This window comes from Vibrio gigantis (genome assembly GCF_024347515.1).
Taxonomy (GTDB): Bacteria; Pseudomonadota; Gammaproteobacteria; order Enterobacterales; family Vibrionaceae; genus Vibrio; species Vibrio gigantis.
Genome location: NZ_AP025492.1, coordinates 318,545 through 337,296 on the forward strand (window position 1 = coordinate 318,545; position 18,752 = coordinate 337,296).

Genomic DNA, 18,752 nt, shown 5'->3' on the forward strand with positions numbered 1-18,752 from the left:
GACACTGAGAATTAAATCGCTAGAATGGCCGCCTCTTCCGAAGTGATGTAAGTCACAATGAAGAGAAGCTCTTTAACAATTTAAACCTATCAATCTGTGTGGGCACTCGTTGATGAATATCAAAACGTTTTATCGTTAGATAAAACAGATTCTTCGGAATCAAAATGATTTCAATGAACTGAGTGACCAATACGAATAATTACTTTCTTTATAGAGAGGGGTTATTTGGCACAGTCAATTCATTACCATTCTGTTGGAATGGTAATAGCTTTAGAATTACATTTTCATTTTCGAATGAATATTAGTTTTGAAGTCAGTATTCGTTGAGTCACAAAATCTTAAATTGAAGAGTTTGATCATGGCTCAGATTGAACGCTGGCGGCAGGCCTAACACATGCAAGTCGAGCGGAAACGACACTAACAATCCTTCGGGTGCGTTAATGGGCGTCGAGCGGCGGACGGGTGAGTAATGCCTAGGAAATTGCCTTGATGTGGGGGATAACCATTGGAAACGATGGCTAATACCGCATAATGCCTACGGGCCAAAGAGGGGGACCTTCGGGCCTCTCGCGTCAAGATATGCCTAGGTGGGATTAGCTAGTTGGTGAGGTAATGGCTCACCAAGGCGACGATCCCTAGCTGGTCTGAGAGGATGATCAGCCACACTGGAACTGAGACACGGTCCAGACTCCTACGGGAGGCAGCAGTGGGGAATATTGCACAATGGGCGAAAGCCTGATGCAGCCATGCCGCGTGTATGAAGAAGGCCTTCGGGTTGTAAAGTACTTTCAGTTGTGAGGAAGGGGGTAGCGTTAATAGCGCTATCTCTTGACGTTAGCAACAGAAGAAGCACCGGCTAACTCCGTGCCAGCAGCCGCGGTAATACGGAGGGTGCGAGCGTTAATCGGAATTACTGGGCGTAAAGCGCATGCAGGTGGTTCATTAAGTCAGATGTGAAAGCCCGGGGCTCAACCTCGGAACTGCATTTGAAACTGGTGAACTAGAGTACTGTAGAGGGGGGTAGAATTTCAGGTGTAGCGGTGAAATGCGTAGAGATCTGAAGGAATACCAGTGGCGAAGGCGGCCCCCTGGACAGATACTGACACTCAGATGCGAAAGCGTGGGGAGCAAACAGGATTAGATACCCTGGTAGTCCACGCCGTAAACGATGTCTACTTGGAGGTTGTGGCCTTGAGCCGTGGCTTTCGGAGCTAACGCGTTAAGTAGACCGCCTGGGGAGTACGGTCGCAAGATTAAAACTCAAATGAATTGACGGGGGCCCGCACAAGCGGTGGAGCATGTGGTTTAATTCGATGCAACGCGAAGAACCTTACCTACTCTTGACATCCAGAGAAGCCAGCGGAGACGCAGGTGTGCCTTCGGGAGCTCTGAGACAGGTGCTGCATGGCTGTCGTCAGCTCGTGTTGTGAAATGTTGGGTTAAGTCCCGCAACGAGCGCAACCCTTATCCTTGTTTGCCAGCGAGTAATGTCGGGAACTCCAGGGAGACTGCCGGTGATAAACCGGAGGAAGGTGGGGACGACGTCAAGTCATCATGGCCCTTACGAGTAGGGCTACACACGTGCTACAATGGCGCATACAGAGGGCAGCAAGCTAGCGATAGTGAGCGAATCCCAAAAAGTGCGTCGTAGTCCGGATTGGAGTCTGCAACTCGACTCCATGAAGTCGGAATCGCTAGTAATCGTGAATCAGAATGTCACGGTGAATACGTTCCCGGGCCTTGTACACACCGCCCGTCACACCATGGGAGTGGGCTGCAAAAGAAGTGGGTAGTTTAACCTTTCGGGGAGGACGCTCACCACTTTGTGGTTCATGACTGGGGTGAAGTCGTAACAAGGTAGCCCTAGGGGAACCTGGGGCTGGATCACCTCCTTATACGAAGATACTTACGATGAGTGTCCACACAGATTGATGGTTTAGATTTAGTTAAAGCCAGAGCTTTAATTAATAACGTAAGTTATTGATTAAAGCTTTTTGCTTTATGCTCTTTAACAATTTGGAAAGCTGACTGATTGATTACTTACGAGTAATTCAATCAAATTTAAAAGTTCTCAATGTTTATCTTTATGATAAACACAACAAACACATTCAAGTGTCTTGTATTCGAATCAATGTTTACATTGATTCACAATTGAGTCCGGCAAACAGTTATCAAGAATTAACCCTTCTTGATGACAACCAAAAACCTTGGTTAGTTGCCATACACTAAGACCCTTTCGGGTTGTATGGTTAAGTGACTAAGCGTACACGGTGGATGCCTTGGCAGTCAGAGGCGATGAAAGGCGTAATAACTTGCGATAAGCCCAGATTAGGTAGTAATAACCTTTTGAGTCTGGGATTCCTGAATGGGGAAACCCACTTACATAAGTAAGTATCCTGTTGTGAATACATAGCAACAGGAGGCAAACCGGGGGAACTGAAACATCTAAGTACCCCGAGGAAGAGAAATCAACCGAGATTCCGAAAGTAGCGGCGAGCGAAATTGGATTAGCCCTTAAGCTTTTAATGATGCAGGTGAAGAGTCTGGAAAGTCTCGCAATAAAGGGTGATAGCCCCGTAACCGACACATCATAATCAGTGAAAACGAGTAGGGCGGGACACGTGATATCCTGTCTGAATATGGGGGGACCATCCTCCAAGGCTAAATACTACTGACTGACCGATAGTGAACCAGTACCGTGAGGGAAAGGCGAAAAGAACCCCTGTGAGGGGAGTGAAATAGAACCTGAAACCGTGTACGTACAAGCAGTAGGAGCACCTTCGTGGTGTGACTGCGTACCTTTTGTATAATGGGTCAGCGACTTAATTTTAGTAGCAAGGTTAACCGTTTAGGGGAGCCGTAGGGAAACCGAGTCTTAACTGGGCGTACAGTTGCTAGGATTAGACCCGAAACCAGGTGATCTAGCCATGGGCAGGTTGAAGGTTGAGTAACATCAACTGGAGGACCGAACCGACTAATGTTGAAAAATTAGCGGATGACTTGTGGCTAGGGGTGAAAGGCCAATCAAACCTGGAGATAGCTGGTTCTCCCCGAAAGCTATTTAGGTAGCGCCTCGGACGAATACTACTGGGGGTAGAGCACTGTTAAGGCTAGGGGGTCATCCCGACTTACCAACCCTTTGCAAACTCCGAATACCAGTAAGTACTATCCGGGAGACACACGGCGGGTGCTAACGTCCGTCGTGGAGAGGGAAACAACCCAGACCGCCAGCTAAGGTCCCAAAGTATAGCTAAGTGGGAAACGATGTGGGAAGGCTCAGACAGCCAGGATGTTGGCTTAGAAGCAGCCATCATTTAAAGAAAGCGTAATAGCTCACTGGTCGAGTCGGCCTGCGCGGAAGATGTAACGGGGCTAAGCTATACACCGAAGCTGCGGCTACGTACCTTAGGGTATGTGGGGTAGGGGAGCGTTCTGTAAGCCGTTGAAGGTGGTCTGTAAGGGCTGCTGGAGGTATCAGAAGTGCGAATGCTGACATGAGTAACGATAAAGGGAGTGAAAAACTCCCTCGCCGGAAGACCAAGGGTTCCTGTCCAACGTTAATCGGGGCAGGGTAAGTCGACTCCTAAGGCGAGGCCGAAAGGCGTAGTCGATGGGAAACGGGTTAATATTCCCGTACTTCTTACAATTGCGATGGGGGGACGGAGAAGGCTAGGTGGGCCTGGCGACGGTTGTCCAGGTTCAAGTACGTAGGCGGAAAGTTTAGGTAAATCCGGACTTTCATTAACGCTGAGATACGATGTCGAGCTACTACGGTAGTGAAGTCATTGATGCCATGCTTCCAGGAAAAGCCTCTAAGCTTCAGATTGTAAGGAATCGTACCCCAAACCGACACAGGTGGTCGGGTAGAGAATACCAAGGCGCTTGAGAGAACTCGGGTGAAGGAACTAGGCAAAATGGTACCGTAACTTCGGGAGAAGGTACGCTCTTATCAGTGAAGTCCCTTGCGGATGGAGCAGACGAGAGTCGCAGATACCAGGTGGCTGCAACTGTTTATTAAAAACACAGCACTGTGCAAAATCGTAAGATGACGTATACGGTGTGACGCCTGCCCGGTGCCGGAAGGTTAATTGATGGGGTTAGACTTCGGTCGAAGCTCTTGATCGAAGCCCCGGTAAACGGCGGCCGTAACTATAACGGTCCTAAGGTAGCGAAATTCCTTGTCGGGTAAGTTCCGACCTGCACGAATGGCGTAATGATGGCCACGCTGTCTCCACCCGAGACTCAGTGAAATTGAAATCGCTGTGAAGATGCAGTGTACCCGCGGCTAGACGGAAAGACCCCGTGAACCTTTACTACAGCTTGGCACTGAACATTGAACCTACATGTGTAGGATAGGTGGGAGACTTTGAAACCGCGTCGCTAGATGTGGTGGAGTCGTCCTTGAAATACCACCCTTGTAGTTTTGATGTTCTAACGTTGGTCCCTGAATCGGGATTACGGACAGTGCCTGGTGGGTAGTTTGACTGGGGCGGTCTCCTCCCAAAGAGTAACGGAGGAGCACGAAGGTGGGCTAAACACGGTTGGACATCGTGTGGTTAGTGCAATGGCATAAGCCCGCTTGACTGCGAGAATGACAATTCGAGCAGGTGCGAAAGCAGGTCATAGTGATCCGGTGGTTCTGAATGGAAGGGCCATCGCTCAACGGATAAAAGGTACTCCGGGGATAACAGGCTGATACCGCCCAAGAGTTCATATCGACGGCGGTGTTTGGCACCTCGATGTCGGCTCATCACATCCTGGGGCTGAAGTCGGTCCCAAGGGTATGGCTGTTCGCCATTTAAAGTGGTACGCGAGCTGGGTTTAGAACGTCGTGAGACAGTTCGGTCCCTATCTGCCGTGGGCGTTGGAAAATTGAAAGGGGCTGCTCCTAGTACGAGAGGACCGGAGTGGACGAACCTCTGGTGTTCGGGTTGTCATGCCAATGGCATTGCCCGGTAGCTAAGTTCGGAATCGATAACCGCTGAAAGCATCTAAGCGGGAAGCGAGCCTTGAGATGAGTTTTCCCTGACACTTTAAGTGTCCTAAAGGGTTGTCGTAGACTACGACGTTGATAGGCAGGGTGTGTAAGTGCTGCGAGGCATTGAGCTAACCTGTACTAATTGCCCGTGAGGCTTAACCATACAACACCCAAGGGGTTTTGATGGACTCAAAGAAATACCAAACGCTTGAATGAGTTTGAAGAGAACGAAAAACAGCTTTCCGAATTTTAAAATTTGCTTGGCGACCATAGCATTGTGGACCCACCTGATTCCATGCCGAACTCAGAAGTGAAACACAATAGCGCCGATGGTAGTGTGGGGCTTCCCCATGTGAGAGTAGGACATCGCCAGGCTTTAATTTCGACTTTGTCTAGTTTCTAGACAAGTCACCATAGGGTTCTAAGTTTTCTTAGTATTTTATGTTGACTTTCAAAGTAGAAAGCGTATTATACGCGTCCTGCTTAAGTGCTAAGGCACTGAAAGCAAAGCTCTTTAACAATTTAAACCTATCAATCTGTGTGGGCACTCGTTGATGAATATCAAAACGTTTTATCGTTAGATAAAACAGATTCTTCGGAATCAAAATTGATTTCAATGAACTGAGTGACCAATACGAATAATTACTTTCTTTATAGAGAGGGGTTATTTGGCACAGTCAATTCATTATCATTCTGTTGGAATGATAATAACTTTAAAATTACACAGTAGTTTTGAAGTCAGTATTCGTTGAGTCACAAAATCTTAAATTGAAGAGTTTGATCATGGCTCAGATTGAACGCTGGCGGCAGGCCTAACACATGCAAGTCGAGCGGAAACGACACTAACAATCCTTCGGGTGCGTTAATGGGCGTCGAGCGGCGGACGGGTGAGTAATGCCTAGGAAATTGCCTTGATGTGGGGGATAACCATTGGAAACGATGGCTAATACCGCATAATGCCTACGGGCCAAAGAGGGGGACCTTCGGGCCTCTCGCGTCAAGATATGCCTAGGTGGGATTAGCTAGTTGGTGAGGTAATGGCTCACCAAGGCGACGATCCCTAGCTGGTCTGAGAGGATGATCAGCCACACTGGAACTGAGACACGGTCCAGACTCCTACGGGAGGCAGCAGTGGGGAATATTGCACAATGGGCGAAAGCCTGATGCAGCCATGCCGCGTGTATGAAGAAGGCCTTCGGGTTGTAAAGTACTTTCAGTTGTGAGGAAGGGGGTAGCGTTAATAGCGCTATCTCTTGACGTTAGCAACAGAAGAAGCACCGGCTAACTCCGTGCCAGCAGCCGCGGTAATACGGAGGGTGCGAGCGTTAATCGGAATTACTGGGCGTAAAGCGCATGCAGGTGGTTCATTAAGTCAGATGTGAAAGCCCGGGGCTCAACCTCGGAACTGCATTTGAAACTGGTGAACTAGAGTACTGTAGAGGGGGGTAGAATTTCAGGTGTAGCGGTGAAATGCGTAGAGATCTGAAGGAATACCAGTGGCGAAGGCGGCCCCCTGGACAGATACTGACACTCAGATGCGAAAGCGTGGGGAGCAAACAGGATTAGATACCCTGGTAGTCCACGCCGTAAACGATGTCTACTTGGAGGTTGTGGCCTTGAGCCGTGGCTTTCGGAGCTAACGCGTTAAGTAGACCGCCTGGGGAGTACGGTCGCAAGATTAAAACTCAAATGAATTGACGGGGGCCCGCACAAGCGGTGGAGCATGTGGTTTAATTCGATGCAACGCGAAGAACCTTACCTACTCTTGACATCCAGAGAAGCCAGCGGAGACGCAGGTGTGCCTTCGGGAGCTCTGAGACAGGTGCTGCATGGCTGTCGTCAGCTCGTGTTGTGAAATGTTGGGTTAAGTCCCGCAACGAGCGCAACCCTTATCCTTGTTTGCCAGCGAGTAATGTCGGGAACTCCAGGGAGACTGCCGGTGATAAACCGGAGGAAGGTGGGGACGACGTCAAGTCATCATGGCCCTTACGAGTAGGGCTACACACGTGCTACAATGGCGCATACAGAGGGCAGCAAGCTAGCGATAGTGAGCGAATCCCAAAAAGTGCGTCGTAGTCCGGATTGGAGTCTGCAACTCGACTCCATGAAGTCGGAATCGCTAGTAATCGTGAATCAGAATGTCACGGTGAATACGTTCCCGGGCCTTGTACACACCGCCCGTCACACCATGGGAGTGGGCTGCAAAAGAAGTGGGTAGTTTAACCTTTCGGGGAGGACGCTCACCACTTTGTGGTTCATGACTGGGGTGAAGTCGTAACAAGGTAGCCCTAGGGGAACCTGGGGCTGGATCACCTCCTTATACGAAGATATCCACGATGAGTACCCACACAGATTGATATGTTTAAACAGTTAAGAGTAACCTATGTCCCGTTCGTCTAGAGGCCTAGGACACCGCCCTTTCACGGCGGTAACAGGGGTTCGACTCCCCTACGGGATACCATCTTTAAGTATTCTCTTTCGAGAGTCTTTAAAAATGGTTCATTTATGAATCAAGCTCTTTAACAATTTGGAAAGCTGACTGATTGATTACTTACGAGTAATTCAATCAAATTTAAAAGTTCTCAATGTTTATCTTTTGATAAACACAACAAACACATTCAAGTGTCTTGTATTCGAATCAATGTTTACATTGATTCACAATTGAGTCCGGCAAACAGTTATCAAGAATTAACCCTTCTTGATGACAACCAAAAACCTTGGTTAGTTGCCATACATTAAGACCCTTTCGGGTTGTATGGTTAAGTGACTAAGCGTACACGGTGGATGCCTTGGCAGTCAGAGGCGATGAAAGGCGTAATAACTTGCGATAAGCCCAGATTAGGTAGTAATAACCTTTTGAGTCTGGGATTCCTGAATGGGGAAACCCACTTACATAAGTAAGTATCCTGTTGTGAATACATAGCAACAGGAGGCAAACCGGGGGAACTGAAACATCTAAGTACCCCGAGGAAGAGAAATCAACCGAGATTCCGAAAGTAGCGGCGAGCGAAATTGGATTAGCCCTTAAGCTTTTAATGATGCAGGTGAAGAGTCTGGAAAGTCTCGCAATAAAGGGTGATAGCCCCGTAACCGACACATCATAATCAGTGAAAACGAGTAGGGCGGGACACGTGATATCCTGTCTGAATATGGGGGGACCATCCTCCAAGGCTAAATACTACTGACTGACCGATAGTGAACCAGTACCGTGAGGGAAAGGCGAAAAGAACCCCTGTGAGGGGAGTGAAATAGAACCTGAAACCGTGTACGTACAAGCAGTAGGAGCACCTTCGTGGTGTGACTGCGTACCTTTTGTATAATGGGTCAGCGACTTAATTTTAGTAGCAAGGTTAACCGTTTAGGGGAGCCGTAGGGAAACCGAGTCTTAACTGGGCGTACAGTTGCTAGGATTAGACCCGAAACCAGGTGATCTAGCCATGGGCAGGTTGAAGGTTGAGTAACATCAACTGGAGGACCGAACCGACTAATGTTGAAAAATTAGCGGATGACTTGTGGCTAGGGGTGAAAGGCCAATCAAACCTGGAGATAGCTGGTTCTCCCCGAAAGCTATTTAGGTAGCGCCTCGGACGAATACTACTGGGGGTAGAGCACTGTTAAGGCTAGGGGGTCATCCCGACTTACCAACCCTTTGCAAACTCCGAATACCAGTAAGTACTATCCGGGAGACACACGGCGGGTGCTAACGTCCGTCGTGGAGAGGGAAACAACCCAGACCGCCAGCTAAGGTCCCAAAGTATAGCTAAGTGGGAAACGATGTGGGAAGGCTCAGACAGCCAGGATGTTGGCTTAGAAGCAGCCATCATTTAAAGAAAGCGTAATAGCTCACTGGTCGAGTCGGCCTGCGCGGAAGATGTAACGGGGCTAAGCTATACACCGAAGCTGCGGCTACGTACCTTAGGGTATGTGGGGTAGGGGAGCGTTCTGTAAGCCGTTGAAGGTGGTCTGTAAGGGCTGCTGGAGGTATCAGAAGTGCGAATGCTGACATGAGTAACGATAAAGGGAGTGAAAAACTCCCTCGCCGGAAGACCAAGGGTTCCTGTCCAACGTTAATCGGGGCAGGGTAAGTCGACTCCTAAGGCGAGGCCGAAAGGCGTAGTCGATGGGAAACGGGTTAATATTCCCGTACTTCTTACAATTGCGATGGGGGGACGGAGAAGGCTAGGTGGGCCTGGCGACGGTTGTCCAGGTTCAAGTACGTAGGCGGGTGGTTTAGGTAAATCCGGACCGCTACTAACGCTGAGATACGATGTCGAGCTACTACGGTAGTGAAGTCATTGATGCCATGCTTCCAGGAAAAGCCTCTAAGCTTCAGATTGTAAGGAATCGTACCCCAAACCGACACAGGTGGTCGGGTAGAGAATACCAAGGCGCTTGAGAGAACTCGGGTGAAGGAACTAGGCAAAATGGTACCGTAACTTCGGGAGAAGGTACGCTCTTATCAGTGAAGTCCCTTGCGGATGGAGCAGACGAGAGTCGCAGATACCAGGTGGCTGCAACTGTTTATTAAAAACACAGCACTGTGCAAAATCGTAAGATGACGTATACGGTGTGACGCCTGCCCGGTGCCGGAAGGTTAATTGATGGGGTTAGACTTCGGTCGAAGCTCTTGATCGAAGCCCCGGTAAACGGCGGCCGTAACTATAACGGTCCTAAGGTAGCGAAATTCCTTGTCGGGTAAGTTCCGACCTGCACGAATGGCGTAATGATGGCCACGCTGTCTCCACCCGAGACTCAGTGAAATTGAAATCGCTGTGAAGATGCAGTGTACCCGCGGCTAGACGGAAAGACCCCGTGAACCTTTACTACAGCTTGGCACTGAACATTGAACCTACATGTGTAGGATAGGTGGGAGACTTTGAAACCGCGTCGCTAGATGTGGTGGAGTCGTCCTTGAAATACCACCCTTGTAGTTTTGATGTTCTAACGTTGGTCCCTGAATCGGGATTACGGACAGTGCCTGGTGGGTAGTTTGACTGGGGCGGTCTCCTCCCAAAGAGTAACGGAGGAGCACGAAGGTGGGCTAAACACGGTTGGACATCGTGTGGTTAGTGCAATGGCATAAGCCCGCTTGACTGCGAGAATGACAATTCGAGCAGGTGCGAAAGCAGGTCATAGTGATCCGGTGGTTCTGAATGGAAGGGCCATCGCTCAACGGATAAAAGGTACTCCGGGGATAACAGGCTGATACCGCCCAAGAGTTCATATCGACGGCGGTGTTTGGCACCTCGATGTCGGCTCATCACATCCTGGGGCTGAAGTCGGTCCCAAGGGTATGGCTGTTCGCCATTTAAAGTGGTACGCGAGCTGGGTTTAGAACGTCGTGAGACAGTTCGGTCCCTATCTGCCGTGGGCGTTGGAAAATTGAAAGGGGCTGCTCCTAGTACGAGAGGACCGGAGTGGACGAACCTCTGGTGTTCGGGTTGTCATGCCAATGGCATTGCCCGGTAGCTAAGTTCGGAATCGATAACCGCTGAAAGCATCTAAGCGGGAAGCGAGCCTTGAGATGAGTTTTCCCTGACGCTTTAAGCGTCCTAAAGGGTTGTCGTAGACTACGACGTTGATAGGCAGGGTGTGTAAGTGCTGCGAGGCATTGAGCTAACCTGTACTAATTGCCCGTGAGGCTTAACCATACAACACCCAAGGGGTTTTGATGGACTCAAAGAAATACCAAACGCTTGAATGAGTTTGAAGAGAACTGAAACAGCTTTCCGAATTTTAAAATTTGCTTGGCGACCATAGCATTGTGGACCCACCTGATTCCATGCCGAACTCAGAAGTGAAACACAATAGCGCCGATGGTAGTGTGGGGCTTCCCCATGTGAGAGTAGGACATCGCCAGGCTTTAATTTCGACTTTGTCTAGTTTCTAGACAAGTCACCATAGAGTTCTAAGTTTTCTTAGTATTTTATGTTGACTTTCAAAGTAGAAAGCGTATTATACGCGTCCTGCTTAAGTGCTAAGGCACTGAAAGCAAAGCTCTTTAACAATTTAAACCTATCAATCTGTGTGGGCACTCGTTGATGAATATCAAAACGTTTTATCGTTAGATAAAACAGATTCTTCGGAATCAAAATTGATTTCAATGAACTGAGTGACCAATACGAATAATTACTTTCTTTATAGAGAGGGGTTATTTGGCACAGTCAATTCATTATCATTCTGTTGGAATGATAATAACTTTAAAATTACACAGTAGTTTTGAAGTCAGTATTCGTTGAGTCACAAAATCTTAAATTGAAGAGTTTGATCATGGCTCAGATTGAACGCTGGCGGCAGGCCTAACACATGCAAGTCGAGCGGAAACGACACTAACAATCCTTCGGGTGCGTTAATGGGCGTCGAGCGGCGGACGGGTGAGTAATGCCTAGGAAATTGCCTTGATGTGGGGGATAACCATTGGAAACGATGGCTAATACCGCATAATGCCTACGGGCCAAAGAGGGGGACCTTCGGGCCTCTCGCGTCAAGATATGCCTAGGTGGGATTAGCTAGTTGGTGAGGTAATGGCTCACCAAGGCGACGATCCCTAGCTGGTCTGAGAGGATGATCAGCCACACTGGAACTGAGACACGGTCCAGACTCCTACGGGAGGCAGCAGTGGGGAATATTGCACAATGGGCGAAAGCCTGATGCAGCCATGCCGCGTGTATGAAGAAGGCCTTCGGGTTGTAAAGTACTTTCAGTTGTGAGGAAGGGGGTAGCGTTAATAGCGCTATCTCTTGACGTTAGCAACAGAAGAAGCACCGGCTAACTCCGTGCCAGCAGCCGCGGTAATACGGAGGGTGCGAGCGTTAATCGGAATTACTGGGCGTAAAGCGCATGCAGGTGGTTCATTAAGTCAGATGTGAAAGCCCGGGGCTCAACCTCGGAACTGCATTTGAAACTGGTGAACTAGAGTACTGTAGAGGGGGGTAGAATTTCAGGTGTAGCGGTGAAATGCGTAGAGATCTGAAGGAATACCAGTGGCGAAGGCGGCCCCCTGGACAGATACTGACACTCAGATGCGAAAGCGTGGGGAGCAAACAGGATTAGATACCCTGGTAGTCCACGCCGTAAACGATGTCTACTTGGAGGTTGTGGCCTTGAGCCGTGGCTTTCGGAGCTAACGCGTTAAGTAGACCGCCTGGGGAGTACGGTCGCAAGATTAAAACTCAAATGAATTGACGGGGGCCCGCACAAGCGGTGGAGCATGTGGTTTAATTCGATGCAACGCGAAGAACCTTACCTACTCTTGACATCCAGAGAAGCCAGCGGAGACGCAGGTGTGCCTTCGGGAGCTCTGAGACAGGTGCTGCATGGCTGTCGTCAGCTCGTGTTGTGAAATGTTGGGTTAAGTCCCGCAACGAGCGCAACCCTTATCCTTGTTTGCCAGCGAGTAATGTCGGGAACTCCAGGGAGACTGCCGGTGATAAACCGGAGGAAGGTGGGGACGACGTCAAGTCATCATGGCCCTTACGAGTAGGGCTACACACGTGCTACAATGGCGCATACAGAGGGCAGCAAGCTAGCGATAGTGAGCGAATCCCAAAAAGTGCGTCGTAGTCCGGATTGGAGTCTGCAACTCGACTCCATGAAGTCGGAATCGCTAGTAATCGTGAATCAGAATGTCACGGTGAATACGTTCCCGGGCCTTGTACACACCGCCCGTCACACCATGGGAGTGGGCTGCAAAAGAAGTGGGTAGTTTAACCTTTCGGGGAGGACGCTCACCACTTTGTGGTTCATGACTGGGGTGAAGTCGTAACAAGGTAGCCCTAGGGGAACCTGGGGCTGGATCACCTCCTTATACGAAGATATTTACGATGAGTGTCCACACAGATTGATTAGGTTTAGAAAAGTTAAGAGACGATATTGGGTCTGTAGCTCAGCTGGTTAGAGCGCTCGCCTGATAAGCGGGAGGTCGGTGGTTCAAGTCCACTCAGACCCACCAATATCGACCTAGATGGGGCTATAGCTCAGCTGGGAGAGCGCCTGCCTTGCACGCAGGAGGTCTGCGGTTCGATCCCGCATAGCTCCACCATCTTTAAGGGTTTTTCCCTAAGAATCTTTAAAAATGGTTTCGAAAGAAATCAAGCTCTTTAACAATTTGGAAAGCTGACTGATTGATTACTTACGAGTAATTCAATCAAATTTAAAAGTTCTCAATGTTTATCTTTTGATAAACACAACAAACACATTCAAGTGTCTTGTATTCGAATCAATGTTTACATTGATTCACAATTGAGTCCGGCAAACAGTTATCAAGAATTAACCCTTCTTGATGACAACCAAAAACCTTGGTTAGTTGCCATACATTAAGACCCTTTCGGGTTGTATGGTTAAGTGACTAAGCGTACACGGTGGATGCCTTGGCAGTCAGAGGCGATGAAAGGCGTAATAACTTGCGATAAGCCCAGATTAGGTAGTAATAACCTTTTGAGTCTGGGATTCCTGAATGGGGAAACCCACTTACATAAGTAAGTATCCTGTTGTGAATACATAGCAACAGGAGGCAAACCGGGGGAACTGAAACATCTAAGTACCCCGAGGAAGAGAAATCAACCGAGATTCCGAAAGTAGCGGCGAGCGAAATTGGATTAGCCCTTAAGCTTTTAATGATGCAGGTGAAGAGTCTGGAAAGTCTCGCAATAAAGGGTGATAGCCCCGTAACCGACACATCATAATCAGTGAAAACGAGTAGGGCGGGACACGTGATATCCTGTCTGAATATGGGGGGACCATCCTCCAAGGCTAAATACTACTGACTGACCGATAGTGAACCAGTACCGTGAGGGAAAGGCGAAAAGAACCCCTGTGAGGGGAGTGAAATAGAACCTGAAACCGTGTACGTACAAGCAGTAGGAGCACCTTCGTGGTGTGACTGCGTACCTTTTGTATAATGGGTCAGCGACTTAATTTTAGTAGCAAGGTTAACCGTTTAGGGGAGCCGTAGGGAAACCGAGTCTTAACTGGGCGTACAGTTGCTAGGATTAGACCCGAAACCAGGTGATCTAGCCATGGGCAGGTTGAAGGTTGAGTAACATCAACTGGAGGACCGAACCGACTAATGTTGAAAAATTAGCGGATGACTTGTGGCTAGGGGTGAAAGGCCAATCAAACCTGGAGATAGCTGGTTCTCCCCGAAAGCTATTTAGGTAGCGCCTCGGACGAATACTACTGGGGGTAGAGCACTGTTAAGGCTAGGGGGTCATCCCGACTTACCAACCCTTTGCAAACTCCGAATACCAGTAAGTACTATCCGGGAGACACACGGCGGGTGCTAACGTCCGTCGTGGAGAGGGAAACAACCCAGACCGCCAGCTAAGGTCCCAAAGTATAGCTAAGTGGGAAACGATGTGGGAAGGCTCAGACAGCCAGGATGTTGGCTTAGAAGCAGCCATCATTTAAAGAAAGCGTAATAGCTCACTGGTCGAGTCGGCCTGCGCGGAAGATGTAACGGGGCTAAGCTATACACCGAAGCTGCGGCTACGTACCTTAGGGTATGTGGGGTAGGGGAGCGTTCTGTAAGCCGTTGAAGGTGGTCTGTAAGGGCTGCTGGAGGTATCAGAAGTGCGAATGCTGACATGAGTAACGATAAAGGGAGTGAAAAACTCCCTCGCCGGAAGACCAAGGGTTCCTGTCCAACGTTAATCGGGGCAGGGTAAGTCGACTCCTAAGGCGAGGCCGAAAGGCGTAGTCGATGGGAAACGGGTTAATATTCCCGTACTTCTTACAATTGCGATGGGGGGACGGAGAAGGCTAGGTGGGCCTGGCGACGGTTGTCCAGGTTCAAGTACGTAGGCGGGTGGTTTAGGTAAATCCGGACCGCTACTAACGCTGAGATACGATGTCGAGCTACTACGGTAGTGAAGTCATTGATGCCATGCTTCCAGGAAAAGCCTCTAAGCTTCAGATTGTAAGGAATCGTACCCCAAACCGACACAGGTGGTCGGGTAGAGAATACCAAGGCGCTTGAGAGAACTCGGGTGAAGGAACTAGGCAAAATGGTACCGTAACTTCGGGAGAAGGTACGCTCTTATCAGTGAAGTCCCTTGCGGATGGAGCAGACGAGAGTCGCAGATACCAGGTGGCTGCAACTGTTTATTAAAAACACAGCACTGTGCAAAATCGTAAGATGACGTATACGGTGTGACGCCTGCCCGGTGCCGGAAGGTTAATTGATGGGGTTAGACTTCGGTCGAAGCTCTTGATCGAAGCCCCGGTAAACGGCGGCCGTAACTATAACGGTCCTAAGGTAGCGAAATTCCTTGTCGGGTAAGTTCCGACCTGCACGAATGGCGTAATGATGGCCACGCTGTCTCCACCCGAGACTCAGTGAAATTGAAATCGCTGTGAAGATGCAGTGTACCCGCGGCTAGACGGAAAGACCCCGTGAACCTTTACTACAGCTTGGCACTGAACATTGAACCTACATGTGTAGGATAGGTGGGAGACTTTGAAACCGCGTCGCTAGATGTGGTGGAGTCGTCCTTGAAATACCACCCTTGTAGTTTTGATGTTCTAACGTTGGTCCCTGAATCGGGATTACGGACAGTGCCTGGTGGGTAGTTTGACTGGGGCGGTCTCCTCCCAAAGAGTAACGGAGGAGCACGAAGGTGGGCTAAACACGGTTGGACATCGTGTGGTTAGTGCAATGGCATAAGCCCGCTTGACTGCGAGAATGACAATTCGAGCAGGTGCGAAAGCAGGTCATAGTGATCCGGTGGTTCTGAATGGAAGGGCCATCGCTCAACGGATAAAAGGTACTCCGGGGATAACAGGCTGATACCGCCCAAGAGTTCATATCGACGGCGGTGTTTGGCACCTCGATGTCGGCTCATCACATCCTGGGGCTGAAGTCGGTCCCAAGGGTATGGCTGTTCGCCATTTAAAGTGGTACGCGAGCTGGGTTTAGAACGTCGTGAGACAGTTCGGTCCCTATCTGCCGTGGGCGTTGGAAAATTGAAAGGGGCTGCTCCTAGTACGAGAGGACCGGAGTGGACGAACCTCTGGTGTTCGGGTTGTCATGCCAATGGCATTGCCCGGTAGCTAAGTTCGGAATCGATAACCGCTGAAAGCATCTAAGCGGGAAGCGAGCCTTGAGATGAGTTTTCCCTGACGCTTTAAGCGTCCTAAAGGGTTGTCGTAGACTACGACGTTGATAGGCAGGGTGTGTAAGTGCTGCGAGGCATTGAGCTAACCTGTACTAATTGCCCGTGAGGCTTAACCATACAACACCCAAGGGGTTTTGATGGACTCAAAGAAATACCAAACGCTTGAATGAGTTTGAAGAGAACTGAAACAGCTTTCCGAATTTTAAAATTTGCTTGGCGACCATAGCATTGTGGACCCACCTGATTCCATGCCGAACTCAGAAGTGAAACACAATAGCGCCGATGGTAGTGTGGGGCTTCCCCATGTGAGAGTAGGACATCGCCAGGCTTTAAATTTGAACACTTGTCAGCGACGACAAGTATTCCACTGCGGAGTGGTAGTTCAGTTGGTTAGAATACCGGCCTGTCACGCCGGGGGTCGCGGGTTCGAGTCCCGTCCACTCCGCCACTTATTCAGAGTTTCAGCTCTTTAAACTGAAATAGGGGTGTAGCTCCAATTGGCAGAGCAGCGGATTCCAAATCCGCGTGTTGGGAGTTCGAATCTCTCCACCCCTGCCATATACTAAAGCCTCAGCAGAAATGCTGGGGCTTTTTTACGTCTGTTGCTTCTGAAAAGTAATGTTGGGATAACTAGATGCTCCCGCGGGTGCTAGCCCGGTCGAGCCTCTGGAGTGCTCAGTCCACCCCTGCCACCTTTAAGGCTCTAGACTGTGCGTCCCGGCAGAAATGCTTCGGTCACCTTTTTAACTGCCTCTATCTACCGAACCTCTTGAGCACCTGCTTAGTGCAGCTGTTCTGTATTTAAAGACTTAGTTCAAAACTAAAGCTTTCTATTGGATATTTAGCCGATCTGTAGTTTCTGCTAATGACCAAAGCTATTACAGATAGGTCTTGAGCCTCGTTATTTTAACTTGCAGATAAAACTATGAACCCTCTGCTTATGCTCGTATCGTTGAAGAGTGGCCTAGTAGATTGGTTGGTTAGTGCTATAGAAGAATGTTTTTGGGGATAGTGTCGCTTCCAATAATAGCTCTGGTTAATCTTGCTGTTTATACGTTATCTGCATCATTTGTCTTTGCTTTTTTTAGAAAAGTCCAGTGTTCAGCCCATACTAAAGCTTTGACTACTTTAATAATGCCACTTCAAGTATCGAGATAAGCTCTATCTTTCACCGTAGTTCTGCATCTACCGCCTCTGTGAGGAAATAAGCCACCCCGACTTTCATCGGGCATAAAAAAGGCCGCCTAAATTAGGCAGCCCAGTTTAATATTTTGGTATGTTAATCTAGCTCTTTCTCTGCTTGTTTCGCTTTCTCTATCATTGGAGTGATAGTTGAGCCTTGAACTAGAATAGAGAACACAACAACGGCGTATGTCATGACAAGGATTATCTCTTTAACATCTATTGCTTTGCCTTCAATCACCCAGATACCTGAAGGGATTGAAAGTGCCATAGCTAGAGCTAAGCCACCGCGTAACCCACCCCAGGTTAGAATCTTGATCGACCACGGGTTGTAAGCTCTAAAGCGTTTAAACCCGATATAAGACAAGAAAACACTTAGGTAGCGTGCACTTAATACTAGAGGAATTGCGAATGCCATTAAGATCCAGTCTTCTTGGTGGAATTTGAACAACAGCATCGACATACCAATCAATAAGAATAGTACGCCATTTAAGAACTCATCAATCAATTCCCAGAAATGGTCTAGGTGATCCTCACTCTCTTTTGAGAATCCGATAAAGCGAGTCCAGTTACCAATCATGATTCCTGAAACTACCATCGCTAATGGTCCTGATACATGCAGAACTTCAGCAAACGCATAACCAGCTGTTGGGATGCCGATGGTTAATAGTAACTCCATCGAGTGATCATCGGTATTGCTGATTAGGTAATGGAATACTAGACCTAAAACAAAACCATAGACTATGCCGCCAATCGCCTCTTGGACGAATAACATGGTCACGCTACCGACAGTTGGTGCTTCTGTACCGAATGCGATAGTAAATAAGGTTACGAAGATAACTAAGCCAAAACCATCGTTAAATAAAGACTCTCCCTCGATTTGTGTAGAGATTCGTCTGGGAGCATCGAGTTTCTTTACTATTGCTAAAACGGCAATCGGGTCGGTTGGAGAGATTAGAGAGCCGAATAGTAGGCAGTAAATTAGATCAAATTGAATACCGATGAACTGACAGAACCCGTAGAGCACAAAACCAATAAAGAAGGTTGAAAACAGCGTAGCCCCCAACGCGAGTACTGTTATTTCCCATTTCTGGTCTTTTAGGTTGGGTAATTTAATTCCCAAACCACCGGCAAAGAGCAAAAACCCCAGTATTCCCTTAAGTAGGAAATCTTCAAAGTTGATACTGGCAACGGTTTCTGAGGCGATGTCCGCCAATTGGAACCAATTGTTTTGTCCCGCAATGATAATCAATAGAGATAACATCATTGAGCCTGCTGTGATGGCGATGGTTGTCTGCATTTTACCAATTTTCGTATTCACGAAAGCAATAAGCATAGCTGCAGCGGACAAGAAGCATAAGGTGTAATAGACCGACATTGGGATTCCAATATGTAACAAAGTATGAATATGAATTTTCGTTGTCTCATGCTCAAATAGCAAACACTTTTTTGTCATTAGTCGGTAATCAATTTCCTTT

The 18,752-nt window shown here is 48.5% G+C and carries 1 protein-coding gene, 5 tRNA genes and 9 rRNA genes; 14 read left to right on the forward strand and 1 reads right to left on the reverse strand.

Annotation, left to right across the window (positions count from 1 at the left end):
* The first annotated feature begins 340 nt into the window (after window positions 1-340).
* The 14 genes from OCV56_RS01540 (at window position 341) to OCV56_RS01605 (ending at window position 16,650) form a co-directional block, all read left to right on the forward strand.
* Window positions 341-1,895: ribosomal RNA gene (locus OCV56_RS01540) — 16S ribosomal RNA — on the forward strand.
* A gap of 352 nt (window positions 1,896-2,247) precedes the next feature.
* A 23S ribosomal RNA gene (locus OCV56_RS01545) occupies window positions 2,248-5,141 on the forward strand.
* A 96-nt stretch (window positions 5,142-5,237) separates the two neighbouring features.
* Window positions 5,238-5,353, forward strand: a 5S ribosomal RNA gene (rrf, locus tag OCV56_RS01550).
* Window positions 5,354-5,743: 390 nt separating this feature from the next.
* Window positions 5,744-7,298 (forward strand): 16S ribosomal RNA (locus tag OCV56_RS01555).
* A 65-nt stretch (window positions 7,299-7,363) separates the two neighbouring features.
* Window positions 7,364-7,439 (forward strand) — tRNA-Glu (locus OCV56_RS01560).
* A gap of 296 nt (window positions 7,440-7,735) precedes the next feature.
* Window positions 7,736-10,629: ribosomal RNA gene (locus tag OCV56_RS01565) — 23S ribosomal RNA — on the forward strand.
* Between the two features lie 95 nt (window positions 10,630-10,724).
* Window positions 10,725-10,840 (forward strand): 5S ribosomal RNA (gene rrf / locus OCV56_RS01570).
* A 390-nt stretch (window positions 10,841-11,230) separates the two neighbouring features.
* Window positions 11,231-12,785: ribosomal RNA gene (locus OCV56_RS01575) — 16S ribosomal RNA — on the forward strand.
* A gap of 67 nt (window positions 12,786-12,852) precedes the next feature.
* Window positions 12,853-12,929 (forward strand) — tRNA-Ile (locus OCV56_RS01580).
* 14 nt (window positions 12,930-12,943) lie between these two features.
* Window positions 12,944-13,019, forward strand: a tRNA-Ala gene (locus OCV56_RS01585).
* 296 nt (window positions 13,020-13,315) lie between these two features.
* Window positions 13,316-16,209 (forward strand): 23S ribosomal RNA (locus OCV56_RS01590).
* Between the two features lie 95 nt (window positions 16,210-16,304).
* Window positions 16,305-16,420 (forward strand): 5S ribosomal RNA (gene rrf / locus OCV56_RS01595).
* The 16S, 23S and 5S rRNA genes sit together here with 5 tRNA genes alongside, the layout of an rRNA operon.
* A 43-nt stretch (window positions 16,421-16,463) precedes the next feature.
* Window positions 16,464-16,540, forward strand: a tRNA-Asp gene (locus tag OCV56_RS01600).
* 33 nt (window positions 16,541-16,573) lie between these two features.
* A tRNA-Trp gene (locus OCV56_RS01605) sits at window positions 16,574-16,650 on the forward strand.
* Window positions 16,651-17,371: 721 nt separating this feature from the next.
* Here the strand turns inward: OCV56_RS01605 and OCV56_RS01610 are convergent.
* Window positions 17,372-18,652 (reverse strand): cation:proton antiporter, encoded by a 1,281-nt coding sequence (locus tag OCV56_RS01610; protein ID WP_086713491.1) that lies wholly within the window; start codon window positions 18,650-18,652, stop codon window positions 17,372-17,374.
* Window positions 18,653-18,752 lie beyond the last annotated feature (100 nt).

Excerpts from the sequence above, each read along its gene's own strand:
- OCV56_RS01610 (WP_086713491.1), bottom strand. The coding sequence starts at position 18,652 with ATGTCGGTCTATTACACCTTATGCTTCTTGTCCGCTGCAGCTATGCTT.